The sequence below is a fragment of the Methylocystis echinoides genome (genome assembly GCF_040687965.1).
GTDB lineage: Bacteria > Pseudomonadota > Alphaproteobacteria > Rhizobiales > Beijerinckiaceae > Methylocystis > Methylocystis echinoides_A.
This window is the reverse complement of the sequence record NZ_CP156086.1, coordinates 105,236-117,866: the sequence shown is the minus strand read 5'-3', so window position 1 is coordinate 117,866 and position 12,631 is coordinate 105,236. Positions and strand designations below refer to the sequence as shown.

General features: G+C 65.6%; 14 protein-coding genes. 7 read left to right on the top strand and 7 right to left on the bottom strand.

The window, feature by feature from the left end; genetic code table 11:
- Positions 1 to 11 precede the first annotated feature (11 nt).
- The 3 genes from RVU70_RS20685 (at position 12) to RVU70_RS20675 (ending at position 1,862) form a co-directional block, all read left to right on the top strand.
- Complete coding sequence (locus tag RVU70_RS20685; protein ID WP_363351999.1) at positions 12 to 755, top strand: MotA/TolQ/ExbB proton channel family protein; 744 nt, start codon at positions 12 to 14, stop codon at positions 753 to 755.
- Positions 736 to 1,191, top strand: a complete 456-nt coding sequence (tolR, locus tag RVU70_RS20680; RefSeq protein WP_363351997.1) for a protein TolR — start codon at positions 736 to 738, stop codon at positions 1,189 to 1,191. The genes RVU70_RS20685 and tolR overlap by 20 nt, the downstream gene beginning before the upstream one ends.
- 236 nt (positions 1,192 to 1,427) lie before the next feature.
- A complete protein-coding gene (locus RVU70_RS20675; RefSeq protein ID WP_363351995.1) occupies positions 1,428 to 1,862 on the top strand; it encodes an Rrf2 family transcriptional regulator in 435 nt (144 codons plus the stop codon).
- Between the two features lies 1 nt (position 1,863).
- On the opposite strand, the gene RVU70_RS20670 is transcribed toward RVU70_RS20675, so the two are convergent.
- From RVU70_RS20670 to RVU70_RS20660, 3 genes are all read right to left on the bottom strand, one after another.
- The gene (locus RVU70_RS20670) at positions 1,864 to 2,364 is read right to left on the bottom strand and encodes a cupin domain-containing protein (RefSeq protein WP_363351993.1); all 501 of its coding nucleotides are present in this window, start codon (positions 2,362 to 2,364) and stop codon (positions 1,864 to 1,866) included.
- A 602-nt stretch (positions 2,365 to 2,966) separates the two neighbouring features.
- Entirely contained in the window at positions 2,967 to 3,143 is a 177-nt protein-coding gene (locus RVU70_RS20665; RefSeq protein WP_363351991.1) for a hypothetical protein, read from the bottom strand.
- 13 nt (positions 3,144 to 3,156) lie between these two features.
- Positions 3,157 to 4,533: an aryl-sulfate sulfotransferase gene (locus RVU70_RS20660; protein WP_405044895.1), complete on the bottom strand. Its 1,377-nt coding sequence runs from the start codon at positions 4,531 to 4,533 to the stop codon at positions 3,157 to 3,159.
- Positions 4,534 to 4,721: 188 nt separating this feature from the next.
- On the opposite strand from RVU70_RS20660, the gene RVU70_RS20655 reads away from it, so the two are divergent.
- Both RVU70_RS20655 and RVU70_RS20650 read left to right on the top strand, forming a co-directional pair.
- A complete protein-coding gene (locus RVU70_RS20655) occupies positions 4,722 to 6,935 on the top strand; it encodes a carboxypeptidase-like regulatory domain-containing protein (RefSeq protein WP_363351989.1) in 2,214 nt (737 codons plus the stop codon).
- A gap of 17 nt (positions 6,936 to 6,952) precedes the next feature.
- A complete protein-coding gene (locus tag RVU70_RS20650; protein WP_363351987.1) occupies positions 6,953 to 7,372 on the top strand; it encodes a hypothetical protein in 420 nt (139 codons plus the stop codon).
- Positions 7,373 to 7,397: 25 nt separating this feature from the next.
- Here RVU70_RS20650 and RVU70_RS20645 read toward each other — a convergent pair whose 3' ends face one another.
- The gene (locus RVU70_RS20645) at positions 7,398 to 8,294 is read right to left on the bottom strand and encodes a tetratricopeptide repeat protein (RefSeq protein WP_363351984.1); all 897 of its coding nucleotides are present in this window, start codon (positions 8,292 to 8,294) and stop codon (positions 7,398 to 7,400) included.
- 35 nt (positions 8,295 to 8,329) lie between these two features.
- On the bottom strand, positions 8,330 to 9,859 hold the full coding sequence (locus tag RVU70_RS20640; protein ID WP_363351982.1) for a PepSY domain-containing protein: 1,530 nt from the start codon (positions 9,857 to 9,859) through the stop codon (positions 8,330 to 8,332).
- A 171-nt stretch (positions 9,860 to 10,030) separates the two neighbouring features.
- Here RVU70_RS20640 and smbP point away from each other — a divergent pair, with 171 nt between their 5' ends.
- Both smbP and RVU70_RS20630 read left to right on the top strand, forming a co-directional pair.
- The gene (smbP, locus tag RVU70_RS20635) at positions 10,031 to 10,366 is read left to right on the top strand and encodes a small metal-binding protein SmbP (protein WP_363351980.1); all 336 of its coding nucleotides are present in this window, start codon (positions 10,031 to 10,033) and stop codon (positions 10,364 to 10,366) included.
- A gap of 122 nt (positions 10,367 to 10,488) precedes the next feature.
- Positions 10,489 to 10,992, top strand: coding sequence for a DNA-deoxyinosine glycosylase (locus RVU70_RS20630; RefSeq protein WP_363351978.1), 504 nt, complete (start codon positions 10,489 to 10,491; stop codon positions 10,990 to 10,992).
- A 9-nt stretch (positions 10,993 to 11,001) separates the two neighbouring features.
- On the opposite strand, the gene RVU70_RS20625 is transcribed toward RVU70_RS20630, so the two are convergent.
- Together RVU70_RS20625 and RVU70_RS20620 are read right to left on the bottom strand one after the other, a co-directional pair.
- Complete coding sequence (locus RVU70_RS20625; RefSeq protein WP_363351976.1) at positions 11,002 to 11,289, bottom strand: hypothetical protein; 288 nt, start codon at positions 11,287 to 11,289, stop codon at positions 11,002 to 11,004.
- A 326-nt stretch (positions 11,290 to 11,615) separates the two neighbouring features.
- Positions 11,616 to 12,419 carry an RICIN domain-containing protein gene (locus tag RVU70_RS20620; RefSeq protein WP_363351974.1) on the bottom strand — a complete coding sequence of 268 codons (804 nt, stop codon included), beginning with the start codon at positions 12,417 to 12,419 and terminating at the stop codon, positions 11,616 to 11,618.
- Between the last annotated feature and the right edge of the window lie 212 nt (positions 12,420 to 12,631).

Genomic DNA, 12,631 nt, shown 5'->3' with positions numbered 1-12,631 from the left:
AGGCAATTTACATGGCGGATCCAGTCTCCACGACAGCTTCGGCGGCGCTTGCGCATACGTTGTCGCCGATCGAACTTTTCCTTCAAGCCGACGCGATCGTCAAAAGCGTTATCGTCCTTCTCATCATCGCTTCGGCCTGGGGGTGGGCGGTGATCGCGGAAAAGCTCGTGCGCCTGCGCATTCTGCATAAGCGCGCCGACAGGCTCGTCGCCAGCATTCAGGGCGGGCTTCCGGTCGCGGCGGTCGCCGAGAGTTTCGCCGACGCCGCGCCGAGCGATCCGCTGGTGCAGGTCTATACGGCCATGGTCGACGAGCAGACGCGCTCCGCCGACCTCGTCTATACGGAGGCGCAGCGCGACTCGCTTCAGGAGCGCGTGCATCGCGTCGCCCAGCTCGCGAGCTCGAGCGCCCTCGATCAATTGCAGGCGCGGCTGCCGGGCCTTGCGACGATCGGCGCGGTCGCGCCCTTCGTCGGCCTCTTCGGCACGGTCTGGGGCATCATGAACTCCTTCCAGGGCATCGCCGCCTCCAACAACACCAGCCTCGCGGTCGTTGCGCCGGGCATCGCCGAAGCGCTGTTTGCGACCGCGCTCGGCCTCGTCGCGGCCATTCCGGCGGTGATTTTCTACAATCGCATCAGCACCGACATCGGCGCCTATGGCAAGCGCCTCACCGCCTTCGTCGGCGTCTTCGAGGTCGAACTGTCCCGTCAGCTGTCAAAGAGAGGAGAGCGCAATGGCCTTCGCGTTGCGTAAGCACGATTCCGAATTCGACTCGCAGCCGATCGCGGACATCAACGTCACGCCGCTCGTCGACGTCATGCTGGTGCTGCTCATCGTCTTCATGGTGGCGGCGCCGCTCATGACCTCCGGCATCCCGGTCGATCTGCCGAAGACCCAGGCGAAGCAGCTCAACGATCAGCAGCCGCCGATCGTGGTGAGCGTCGACGCCAGCGGCTCCTATTTCGTCGACAAGAAGGAAGCGTCCGGGGTCGAAGGGCTGCTCGTCGCGCTCAAGGCGAACAGCGAGAACAACAAGGACCGCCGCATCCATGTCCGCGCCGACAAGGCCGTCGCCTATGGCAAGGTCGCCGAGGCCATGGGCGTGATCAACGCCGCCGGCTACGTAAAGGTCGCCCTCGTCTCCGAGGGCGGCGCCTCGGGCCCCCGCGCCGCCGCGGCGGGGCAATAAGGCGCGCGAAGGTCCCGGGCCGGGAGGCGCGGCCGCCGCCGTCCTGGCGGCGCGCCCCCCTCCCGGGACGTCTTGTTCTTTTGGAGTTCGAGAACGCCTCGGCCGTTTCGGCCGTCGAGACTTTAGCTTTTGCTGATAATTTCATATATACCGGGTCGATAAACATGCGCGGACAAAGCCGCGCCCCCGCGTCAACGATCCGGCAAGGAGGCCCGCCCGGGGCCTTGAAGTTCACCATGCTCTCGAACAAAGCGAAATACGGCCTGAAGGCGCTGATGCACATCACCTCGGCGGAGGGAAAGTGCCTCGCCGGAGATATTGCGGCCGCAAACAATATTCCGAGAAAATTCCTCGACGCCATTCTCGTCGAACTGCGCAACGCCGGCATTCTCAACAGCCGCAAGGGCAAAGGGGGCGGCTATCATCTGGCCCGCCCCGCCGAGAAAATCACCGTCGGGCAGATCATCCGCATTCTCGACGGACCGCTGGCGCCGATCGCCTGCGCGAGCCGCACCGCCTATCAGCGCTGCGCCGATTGCCCGGACGAGGACGCCTGCGCCATCCGTGACATCATGCTCGACGTGCGCGACTCGATCGCGCTGATCCTCGACCGCACGACGATTTCGGCGCTCTGCAATCGCGGCAATCGCGACGCGCATCTGCTGCGATAAGTCAGTCGGTTTTCGGCTTCGGCCAGTTGTCCGGCGCGTCGCGGGGTCCGACCGGCGTCGTCGTGACGGGGCCGACGCCGACGATCTGGACGATGACCTCCTCGTCCCCCGCGCCGTCCCAATGTACGCCATTGGCCGGATGCAGCATGTAGGAGCCGGCCTTCAAGGGCGTGGCGGCCGCGAAATCGAGCTTCTCGCCGACGCCCGTCCACCAGACGCCCTTGATGACCGTGGCGTGGCGATCCTGCGAGTGAAAATGCGGGCTGGAATGCGCCCCCGGCGGAAAGCGGTTGCGCACGACGTAGACGCCGGGCTTGGACGGGTCGCCGTAGATCACCGCCTGCGACGGCCCGGCGCCGAGCGGCGATTTGAACGGGACCTGTTCGGGAAGCAGGCGGAGGAAGCCCCCGTCGGTCTCCGCGCCGACCGGGAGAGCGAGGGCGGCGAACGCCGCAGACGCGACGAGCGCGGCGGCGAGCGGCGCCGAGACGGAACCTTTCATCGAACGTCTCCTGAAATGCGCGGCGGCCTGCTGTGGCCGAACTGCGTCTTGACGCCCCTCGTGCTTCGAGACGCCTGCTGCGCAGGCTCCTCAGCATGAGGGGCTTTTTGCAACCATCCTCAAACGCTCAGGCCTCATCCTGAGGAGCCGCCGACGGCGGCGTCTCGAAGGGCGAGGAGCCCTCCTGCTTCGAGACGCCTGCTGCGCAGGCTCCTCAGCATGAGGGGCTTTTTGCAACCATCTTCGAACGCTCAGGCCTCATCCCGAGGAGCCCCTCTTGCTTCGAGACGCCTGCTGCGCACTCCTCAGCATGAGGGGCTTTTTGCTTTTTGCAACCATCCTCGAACGCTCAGGCCTCATCCCCAGGAGCCCCTCGTGCTTCGAGACGCCTGCTGCGCAGGCTCCTCAGCATGAGGGGCTTTTTGCAACCATCTTCGAACGCTCAGGCCTCATCCCGAGGAGCCCCTCGTGCTTCGAGACGCCTGCTGCGCACTCCTCAGCATGAGGGGCTTTTTCAACTCTCTTCGAACGCTCAGTCCTCATCCTGAGGAGCCGCCGAAGGCGGCGTCTCGAAGGACGAGGCCGCGTTATTCCGCGCATCCTCACCGGCTCTCCGATAGGATCATCGCGGCGGCTCTGGCGTCCTCCGCGCTGTCGAAAATAAGATTTTCGAGCGCGGTGAAATGGCGCGCCATGGCGTAGAAGCGGAATCCTTCCGGCGAGCGCGCGACGACGCCGACCGGCGATGCGGCGATCTTGATCAGATAGACATGGAACATCGGGCGCGCTCCTTCACTTCGACGAAAGGTGGAAATTGACATTCTCGGGCGGAACGACGGCTGTCTCGCTGTGCGGCGTCCCCGCCGGCGCCCAGTCGTAGGGAACGGGCTCCGCGCGATAGACGGCGTGATTGACGGTCTGCCGGCCGGTTTCCGCATCCTTGCCGCGGCGCGGATAGGGATTGACATATTCCCACACGATCTCGCCCTTGGGCGTCACCTGGAAGAAGCGCCCGATCTGGCCTTCGTCGATGAAAGTATTGCCGTTCGGCAGCCGCCGCGCGTTGCTGATATGGGTGGAGCGAAACGTCCAGCCGGGCTGGCCCGAGCTCGCGCCGGTATATTGCCAGACGATTTCCTTGGTGACCGGATTGATCTCGAGAACGCGCGACCCGCCCGTGTAACTGACCGCCGCATGCGGATAGCCGGCCTCGCCCTGATTGTCGAAGACGAGAAGATTGCCGGCGCCCGGCAATCCCTTCGCAATGATCTGCGCGTCGTGCTGGCCGGAAATCTGGTCCACGGGCCGCGGCGTCTTGCGCGACGTCGTGCTCCCGTCTTCCGAGATCGGCGGATAATGCGGCCCGAGCGTCCAGACGATCTTGCGCGTCTTGCGATCGATGATGGCGGTGAAATTCGCCGAGCGCGAATCGAAGATGAGATTGTCGGGCGCGAAGCGCTGGTCGCCTTCGTCGAACCAGTGATTGGGGCCGACGGGCTTCAGATTGTTGACGTGCAGGAAATCGGCGTTCTTCGTCGCCTTGATGAGTTTCAGTTCCTCGGCGGTGAAGCCGATCTCGTCGAGATGATCCGAGGCCGCCCAGGTCCAGACGATGTCGCCTTCCGGGTTGACCTCATAGGCGACGTCGTCGAGCGACTGCGGCGCGGCGAAGCCCGGCAGAGGATAGAGAACGTTTGCGAGCACGAGCGTATTGCCGTTTTGCAGCCGCGCAATGTCGTGATGCTGCTGCGCGCGTCCGCCCGGCGCGCTCGGCCCGAATCGCCAGACCGGCTTGCCGTCCCAATCGACTTCGCCGACCGTCTTTCGAATGCGCGTGAGAACGCGGCCCGGAACGAGATCGGTCCCCTTCCCTTCTTCGCTCTCGAGCGTCACGAAGACATGGCCGCGCTGGCCGCCGATGAGCGCCGGATCGATGAAGGTCACGGGCTGGCCCGCATATTTCCATTCGTGCACGACCTTGCCGGAAAGATCGATGAGCCTCGAGACGTCGTCGCCGCCGGTAAAGAGCACAAAGGAATTATACGCCCGCGCCGGATCGTAAATGGTCGCCCCCGTCGGATAGACGCTGGGTTCGGCGACGGCCGGCGCGGTCGCCGTCAACGCCAAAACAACCGCGCCCTTCGCCATCTTCCGCGTCGCCTTCGACATGTCGTCGCCTCCGTTCGTCCTGGTCGATCTGCTCACTATATTCCTACTACCAATGTATGCAATACCCCGCGGCGAAAATCGTGATTATCGGCATTCTGCTGCGTTTTGTCCCTAATTTTGCCGGCAAGGCTTTTATTTCACAGACTTTATGGATATGTTTTGCCCGTCCTTGCAGCCGAGGAGTCGAGATGATGACGCGACGGCTTTCCGTCCTTTGCCTTGTGCTTTCCGCCGTTTTGCCCGTGGCCGCGCTGGCGCAGTCGGCGCCGTCGCTCGACGCCGACGACATTGGCGGGCGCGTCGTCAGCCGGCACGGCGCCGAGGCGGGCGTGTGGGTCATCGCGGAGACGACGGATCTCGGCGTCCGCTTCGCGAAGATGGTCGTCACCGACGACGCGGGCCGCTATGTCATTCCGGATTTGCCGAAAGCGACATACCGCGTCTGGACGCGCGGCTACGGCCTCGTCGATTTTGCGAAGAGACCCGCCGAGCCCGGCCAGCGCCTCGATCTCGAGGCGACGATTGCGCCCAATCTCGCCGCCGCCGCGCAATATTATCCGCCGATCTATTGGCTTGCGCTGTTGAGCGTGCCGGGCCGCGAAAATTTCCCCGGCACGGGCGCGGGCGGCAACGGCGTGCCGGAGCATTTCAAGACGCAGGAGCAGTGGCTCGATCTCGTCAAGACCAATGGCTGCGGACCCTGTCACCAGATCGGCAATGTCGCGACGCGCAGGCTGCCGGCGTCGCTTCAGCATTTCGACTCGTCGATCGACGCCTGGCGGCGCCGTCTCCAGTCCGGACAGGGCGGAACGGCGATGATCAACGCAATCGCGCGCCTCGATTCCGCCGACGGCGGCCAGCTCGCGCGTTTCGCCGAATGGACCGACCGCATCGCCGCCGGCGCGCTCCCGCATGAAACGCCGCCGCGCCCGGCGGGCGTCGAGCGCAATCTCGTCGTGACGGTGCGCGACTACGCCGACGCGCGCCATTATCTCCACGACCTCGCCTTGACCGACAGGCGCAAGCCGACGGTCAACCCTTACGGGCTGATCTATGGCGCAACCGAGCTCGGCAGCGACGACGTGCCGGTTCTCGATCCGGTGAAAAACACCAAGACGCTGCTGCCCGCGAAGGTTCGCGACGCCGATACGCCGAGTTCGCTCCTCGCCAATCCGGTGATCGCGCCCTCGCCGTATTTCGGCTCGGAGGCCCTGTGGGACAGCAAGTTCAACGCCCATACGCCGACAATGGACGCCGAGGGGCGACTCTATTTCGCCGCCCAGACGCGCGCGCCGAAGAACACGCCCGATTATTGCGCCGGCGCCTCGCCGCTGCGTTCGGCGCAGCTCTATCCATTGCCCGCGAAGCCCGAAGGCTTCGTCGGCAATGCGCGTCAGGTCTCGGTCTATGATCCGAAGACGAAGCAATGGTCCTTCATCGACACCTGCTTCGGCTCGCATCATCTGAATTTCGCGCAGGACGCCGACAATACGCTCTTCTTGAACAATGTCGGCCAGGGCGAACTCGCGATCCTCGGCTGGGTCAACACGAGAAAGTTCTGGGCGACCGGCGACGCGGCGGGGTCCCAAGGATGGACCGCGCTCGTCGTCGACACCAATGGCGACGGCAAGCGTTCGGAAAATTATAACCAGCCCGGCAAGCCGCTCGATCCGGCGAAGGACACGCGCGCGCCCTATGGCCTTTACAGCGTCGCCGCGAGCCCGCTCGACGGCTCGGTCTGGGGCTCGAACCTCACCTTCCCCGGCTATGCCGTGCGCATTGCGCTCGGGGCCAATCCGCCCGAGACGGCGCTGACGGAAATCTACAAAGTGCCGCCGCCCGGCTATGGAATGCGCGGCGCCGACGTCGACCGCGACGGCGTGTTCTGGGCGGCGCTCGGCAGCGGGCATCTGGCGAGCTTCGACCGCCGCAAATGCAAGGGGCCGCTCAATGGCGCGGGCGCCGAAAAGGGCGAGAAATGCCCCGAGGGCTGGAGCTTCCATCCCTTGCCGGGACCGGGCTTCGCCGGCGCGCCGGGCGCGGCGGAGACGCCCTATTACGCCTGGGTCGATCAGCACGACATTCTGGGGCTTGGACCCAACACGCCGTTTGCGACGGGCAATCAATCGGATTCGCTGCACGCGCTCGTCAATGGGCGGATCGTCGAATTGCGCGTGCCCTATCCCATGGGCTTTTACGCCAAGGGCGTCGACGGCCGCATCGACGATCCGTCGATCGGCTGGAAGGGACGCGGCCTGTGGGCGACCTCCGGCAACCGCACGCCCTTCCACATCGAGGCGATCGACGCGCCGGCGCCGGGCGCGCCGGGCCGCACGCCGGAAAACTATTCGGCGCCGCTCGTCGTGCAGTTCCAGCTGCGCCCCACGCCGCTGGACCATTAGCGAAAGAAATGCATCGCATGTCGAAGACGAAATGGCTTTCGATCGCCCTCTTCGCCCTCGCGCCGCAGGCCGCCGGCGCGCAGGCCGATCTCCCGCCCTGCCCGACGAGCCGCAAGGTCGTCTGGACCGACTGCCGCGGCGCCTACACTTACGACGACTGGTCGAAATATGTCGGCGCCTTCAAGGACGACAAGCGACACGGCGAGGGGACGATGACCTATCCGGACGGCCAGACATATCGAGGCGGCTTCAAATATGATCGCCGCGACGGCCCCGGCGTCTACACGAGCCCGAACGGGTCGAAGTGGACGGGCGCGTTCAAGAACGACAGACCGAATGGTCCAGGCGTCCTGACCGACAAGAGCGGCAAGGTTCTCAAGGCCGGCCTCTGGGTCGACGGCAAATATGTCGAGGAGAAGCCGTCCCCGGCCCGCTAGCGCGGGGACGGCGAAGCCCCGGCGTTCAGGGACGCTCGACGCCCGACGCCGCTCCAGCCGCGGTCTTTTGCGCCAGCAGCTTCGTCACGTCGTCCAGTCCCTTCCGGGCCGCCGCGAGATCTGGCTTCGACGCGAGCGCCGCTTCGTAATCGGCTTTCGCCTTCGCATAGTCCTTTTTGCCGCGCCAGGCGTTGGCGCGGTTGATCAGCGCAGCGGCGTTCTGGGGATCGGCTTTCACGGCGGCGTCGAGATCGGCGAGCGCCTTGTCGTAATCCGCTTTGGCGTAATAGCTCGCGCCGCGTCCGACGAGCGCCGCCGCCGCACGCGGATCGCGCTTCAGCGCCTCCGAATAATCCGCGACGGCGCGGTCGTGATCGCCCCTGGATTGATGGTGATGCGCGCGCGCCAGGAGCGGCGCCGCGGTCTTCTTGTCGAGCGCCGCCGCGGCCTCGATGTCGGCGAGCGCCTTGTCCGGCTCGCCCTTCGCGCGCCACGCCGAGGCGCGCGCCAGCAAAGCGGCGGCGCTTTTCCTGTCCTTGAGGACGGCCTGATTGTAATCGGCGAGCGCCGCGTCGAGATCGCCCTTCGCCTGATAGGCGGCGCCGCGCGCGGTCAGCGTCACGGCCGACGACGGATCGACTTCGAGCGCTTTGGCGTAATCCTCGATCGCATGGGCGTGATCGCCCTTCGCCTGATAGGCGCCGGCGCGGTTCACATAGGCGGCGAGACGATTCTGCTTCGGCTCCTTCTCGGCGTGGGCAAGCGCCACCGTGCAGCCCTTGATGCGCGCGTCGGGGTCCGCCGCGCGGCAGGCCTGCCAGGCGGGGCTGAGCGGCGCCGCAACGGCCGGCGGCGTGGAGAGGCCGACCGCAACAAGGCCAACCGCGGCGGGTCGGATCGTTTTGATGAAACTTGCGCCCATGGTGTTACCAAGCTCCGTTCAATGTGTTCGCCGTCTCACGACAGGGGCGCCACGGGCGCCGCGCCCGGCTTCGCCGGTTCGCTCGCCGGCGCCGGCAGGCTGCGTTTGACGCGTCGCCACGCGAGCGTCACGGCGCTCGCGGCGAGCGCCAGCCCGATGAGCGCCAAAAGCGAGATCCACACGCGCCGCGCCGCGGGATGCGCGTCGAACCAGCCGAAGTCCCAGTGGTGGACGGCGGAATAAAGCCAGCGATAGGCGCGGCGGCTGTCGTCGATCTTCAGCAGCAGACGGCCGTCGGCGCGATCGACGTAAAGTGACGTATGTCCGCGATCGGCGAGATCGACGCGCAGCGCCGGCAGCGGGCGGTCGAGCGCGCCCTGTCCGTGCGCCGGGGAATAATAGCTGTCGTAACCCTGCAGCCACGCGCGCCCTGCGATGGGCGTCGCGCCGCTCAGACGGGCGGCCGCCGCGACGATGTCGTCCTCCGCGACGCCCTGTTTGGCCGGCGCGAGCGGACGCCGCGCGCCGTCGCGATAATAGGCGACGAGAACGGCGCTTTCTCCGAGCCGGCTCACGCGCAGCTCGACGGCGTCGCGCGCGGCGTCGAGAATGGACGCCCAGTTTTCGACCGGCGCCGCCGGGCCGGCGCCGTAGTAGCGGACCAGTTCGTCGCGGCTCGCGCCCGCGGGCGAAAAGATCTCGCCGGGATTGGTCGAGAGGAAGCCGCTGCCGGCCCAAAGCGCCGCGAAGGCGCCGCCGACGAGCCCGGCCCAGAAGTGATATTTGAGCCAGGCCTCGCGGTAGGGCTGCATGCGGCCCCGCGCATAGGTCGGCCGTCCGAACAGGCCCGGCTTCCATTTCAGCCAGCCCACGACGACCCCCGTCGCCGCGCCGACAAAGGCGAGGAAACCGGCATAGGCCAGCGCGGCGCGGCGATAGTCGCCGGCGTTGAGAAGGTCGAGCGGACGAAACAGATGCAGCCACCCGCCGACGTAATGGAGTCCGCGTTCGAGGCGCGTCGCCGCCTGCAGGATCTCGCCGCTTTTCGCCGACACGACGAGAACGGTCCCCGCGCCGTCGCCGACTGCAAATCTGTGAAAGGGCCGCAAGGTTTCGGCGTTGCGCAGGCCCGTCACGGCGTCGACGGTGTCGATATAAGCGATCGACGCGACCTTGCGCTCGGCGGCCAGCCAATCGCCGGCGATGCGCGCGGCGAGCGCCGTCCCGACGCTGACGGGACGCCCCGATGCGGCGGAGACCGCGAGACGTTCGCCGAGCCTGTTCTCGACGATCCACGCCGGTTCGTCGCCGAGCCGGCGCAGCCGCGCCTCGGCGATCGCGCCGACGTTGAAAGGCCCTCCGCTTTCGGCCGATCGCGCGATCGCCTCATTTGCCGACAGCCAGCCCGCCTGCGGATCGAGGCTTGGCAGATGCGCAAGTTGCGTCGCCCGCGACAACGCAACCGAGCCGCTGTTGGCGATGATGAGCCCGGTCGAAAACCACAACAGCATGAAGACGGCGAGCGCGACGCCGATCCAGCGATGAACGAACAACAGCAGCCGCATCGAAACTTTCCATCAGGCAAGGGGCGGCAATCGCCCGCTTTTTTCCTACCGTTGATATAGGCATTGCGTCAACAATTTTTCTGGCGCTGCGCATTTCGCCTCGACAATAAGCCATATTTCCGCAAATATCAGTCTATTGTTCCTATCAAGAATGATGAAAAAGGAGTCCTCATGCGCCTCAAGTCGCCATCCCTTCTCGTCGCCCTGACGCTCGGCGCGCTGACCACGCCGCAGCTTGCTTTCGCGCAAGACCACCTCGGCGAAGCGATCTCTCACACGAAGGAAGCCATTGCACATGGCAAGGCCGGACACGCCGATGTGCTGGTGACGCACGCTCAGGCCGGCCTCACCCATGCGAAAGCGGCGGAGGCCGCCAAAGCCAATCCGCACACCAAGGAGGGCGTTGCGCATCTCGATGCGGCGATTGATCACGGCAAGCAAAATCACGCCGACGTCGCGACGAAGCACGCCGAGGAGGCGCTCGAACATCTCGAGAAAGCCAAATAAGCGCGCCAGGCAGCCGACCCGACGGAACCTCCCCGCTCCGTCGGGCGCTTCCCGCGCCTGGCTTTCCGCGCTTGGCGACAGGGCGTATCGTCGTCCGGGGGCGAAAGAGGCGGAAGCCGGTGATGGACAGGTCTGTCGGTCTGCCGTTGGTCGCCAGACGCGATGCGCGGCTTTTGGTGCTGGGAACGTTGCCGGGCGTGGCGGCGCTGACGCAGCGGCAATATTACGCGCATCGGCAAAACAGCTTCTGGAAGATCATGGGCGCGCTCATCGGCTTTTCTCCCGATCTTCCCTACGAACGCCGGCTCGCCCTCGTGACAGACCGGGGCGTCGCCATCTGGAACGTGCTTGCGGAAGCGGAGCGCCGCGGAAGCGTCGACGCGAATATCAGATCGCCCGCGCCAAACGACTTTGCGCCCTTCTTCGCGGCGCACGGGGACGTGCGGCTCATCTGTTTCAACGGGCGGGAAGCCCAGACGCTGTTCAAGCGGTTGGTGAGACCCGCTCTCCCCGAACAGGCGGCCGCCTTGCCCAGCGCCGTGCTTCCCTCGACCAGTCCGACGCATGCGCGGATGCGGTTCGACGAGAAGCTCGCCCGCTGGCGCGAGGCGTTCACGAGCGCCTAGGCGATCATGTCACTGCGGAGACGCCGTGCCTTTCGCAATCAGCGACAGGATTCGGTCGGTTTCCTTGTCGAGCGCGTTGCCCACCGCCGCTTCGAAACGGCTTCGCGCGCTGCCGCCGGGGAGCGCGAATTCATCCGCCGTCAGGCTGACGACGACGCCGAGGAATTCCGACTCGCGCTGGCAGGTCTCGTCGACGAGATCGCGGGGGAGGGTGGCGCTCAGCAGCGCCATCCGGCGCGCGGCTCTTTGACCCAGTCGGTGCGCCGCCATTGCATGATGCTTTTTGTAGCTCGCCAAAACGTCGCCTCCTGGCTGCTCCGCGGTCACAAGAGCGGCGCGCGCCTCATGACGGTCCTTACGTAAAATTACGTAGAGGGACGGAAGCGCCAAAGCAAGCGGAGCGCTAAGCGATCGCTAAACGAGGGCTGGGCGCATTTTTGAGATTGCAGCAAAAACAATTGCAAAGGCGGCGTGTGACAGCGCGGGGCGTCAACGTCCCGCGCCGGCGCGTGACGCGGGTCGAGCCCGCTCGACGCGCGCACGGCGTCTCCAGTGAACGCCACGGCGGTGGCGCGTGAAGGCGAAAACGCGATCGCGTCCCGACGATGCGCCGTCGCTTCCGCTCAAGGAGCGAACCACGTTTGCTGCGTTGAATTATTACAGTCCCACACCTGCACTTTCCCGCCATTGGTGAATTGGTCCGGCGCATGCACGTCCAGACATTTTCCGGCGCCGCTCTTGATCGCCTGACCTTCGATGCGCCACGTCTGCTGCATCGAATTATTGCAGTCCCACACCTGCACTTTGGCGCCGTTCATGAACTGGTCCGGAGCGTGCACGTCCAGGCATTTCCCGGCGCCGCTCTTTATCGCCTGGCCATCGAACCGCCATGTCTGCTGGAGCGCGTAATTGCAATCCCACACCTGCACCTTGGCGCCGTTCACATGCTGATCGGGCGCGTGGACGTCGAGGCATTTCCTTGCGCCGCTCACAATGATCGGCGCGACGCCGAGCGGCGACGAGGTGGTTCCCACTCTGCTGCAGCAATAAACTTTCGAGCCGGTCCAACATGACGAGCCGCTGCTGGAGCCCGGCGGCGGCGTCGACTGGGTCTCGTTGCTGCGGCATTCGCCATCGCAGAAAGGCGCCGTGCCGTCCCAGCGGCATGTCAGGCCCGTCCTGCAACACAAGGCCTTCGTCCCGGTGACGCAAGCGCTGCCGAAATGGTTCACGGCCGGATTGACGATGACGGGCGTCCAATGCCCCGGCCAGGTGGAGAGCCGCGCCATTTCCTGTTCGCCGCCCGAACATTCGCCGCCACAGAACGGCGCCGTGCCGTCCCACCGACACGATTGCGCTGAAGCCGCGACGCCGCCGAGGATGAGGAGGAAGGCCGCAATAACCAGCGGACCAAAGATTCTGGTCATGACATTTCTCCAATAGATGAAATCGCGCAATAAATTTTCGGCCGTGGAGAGAGGGCGCGAATATGGATGGTAACGCTCGGGAAAGACGGTCGTTCCCTTCGTCGATACAGCTGGCGCCGCGGTTGCGAGAGAGGCGACGCGCGCGCCTGCGCATAATATGAAACGACGTGTCAGGTGAATTGAGCGCGGCGGAGCCGCCGGAGCGGCGCGCT

Coding starts and splice junctions, on each gene's coding strand:
- RVU70_RS20685 (WP_363351999.1), top strand. CDS start 12: ATGGCGGATCCAGTCTCCACGACAGCTTCGGCGGCGCTTGCGCATACG.
- tolR (WP_363351997.1), top strand. CDS start 736: ATGGCCTTCGCGTTGCGTAAGCACGATTCCGAATTCGACTCGCAGCCG.
- RVU70_RS20675 (WP_363351995.1), top strand. CDS start 1,428: ATGCTCTCGAACAAAGCGAAATACGGCCTGAAGGCGCTGATGCACATC.
- RVU70_RS20670 (WP_363351993.1), bottom strand. CDS start 2,364: ATGAAAGGTTCCGTCTCGGCGCCGCTCGCCGCCGCGCTCGTCGCGTCT.
- RVU70_RS20665 (WP_363351991.1), bottom strand. CDS start 3,143: ATGTTCCATGTCTATCTGATCAAGATCGCCGCATCGCCGGTCGGCGTC.
- RVU70_RS20660 (WP_405044895.1), bottom strand. CDS start 4,533: ATGTCGAAGGCGACGCGGAAGATGGCGAAGGGCGCGGTTGTTTTGGCG.
- RVU70_RS20655 (WP_363351989.1), top strand. CDS start 4,722: ATGATGACGCGACGGCTTTCCGTCCTTTGCCTTGTGCTTTCCGCCGTT.
- RVU70_RS20650 (WP_363351987.1), top strand. CDS start 6,953: ATGTCGAAGACGAAATGGCTTTCGATCGCCCTCTTCGCCCTCGCGCCG.
- RVU70_RS20645 (WP_363351984.1), bottom strand. CDS start 8,294: ATGGGCGCAAGTTTCATCAAAACGATCCGACCCGCCGCGGTTGGCCTT.
- RVU70_RS20640 (WP_363351982.1), bottom strand. CDS start 9,859: ATGCGGCTGCTGTTGTTCGTTCATCGCTGGATCGGCGTCGCGCTCGCC.
- smbP (WP_363351980.1), top strand. CDS start 10,031: ATGCGCCTCAAGTCGCCATCCCTTCTCGTCGCCCTGACGCTCGGCGCG.
- RVU70_RS20630 (WP_363351978.1), top strand. CDS start 10,489: ATGGACAGGTCTGTCGGTCTGCCGTTGGTCGCCAGACGCGATGCGCGG.
- RVU70_RS20620 (WP_363351974.1), bottom strand. CDS start 12,419: ATGACCAGAATCTTTGGTCCGCTGGTTATTGCGGCCTTCCTCCTCATC.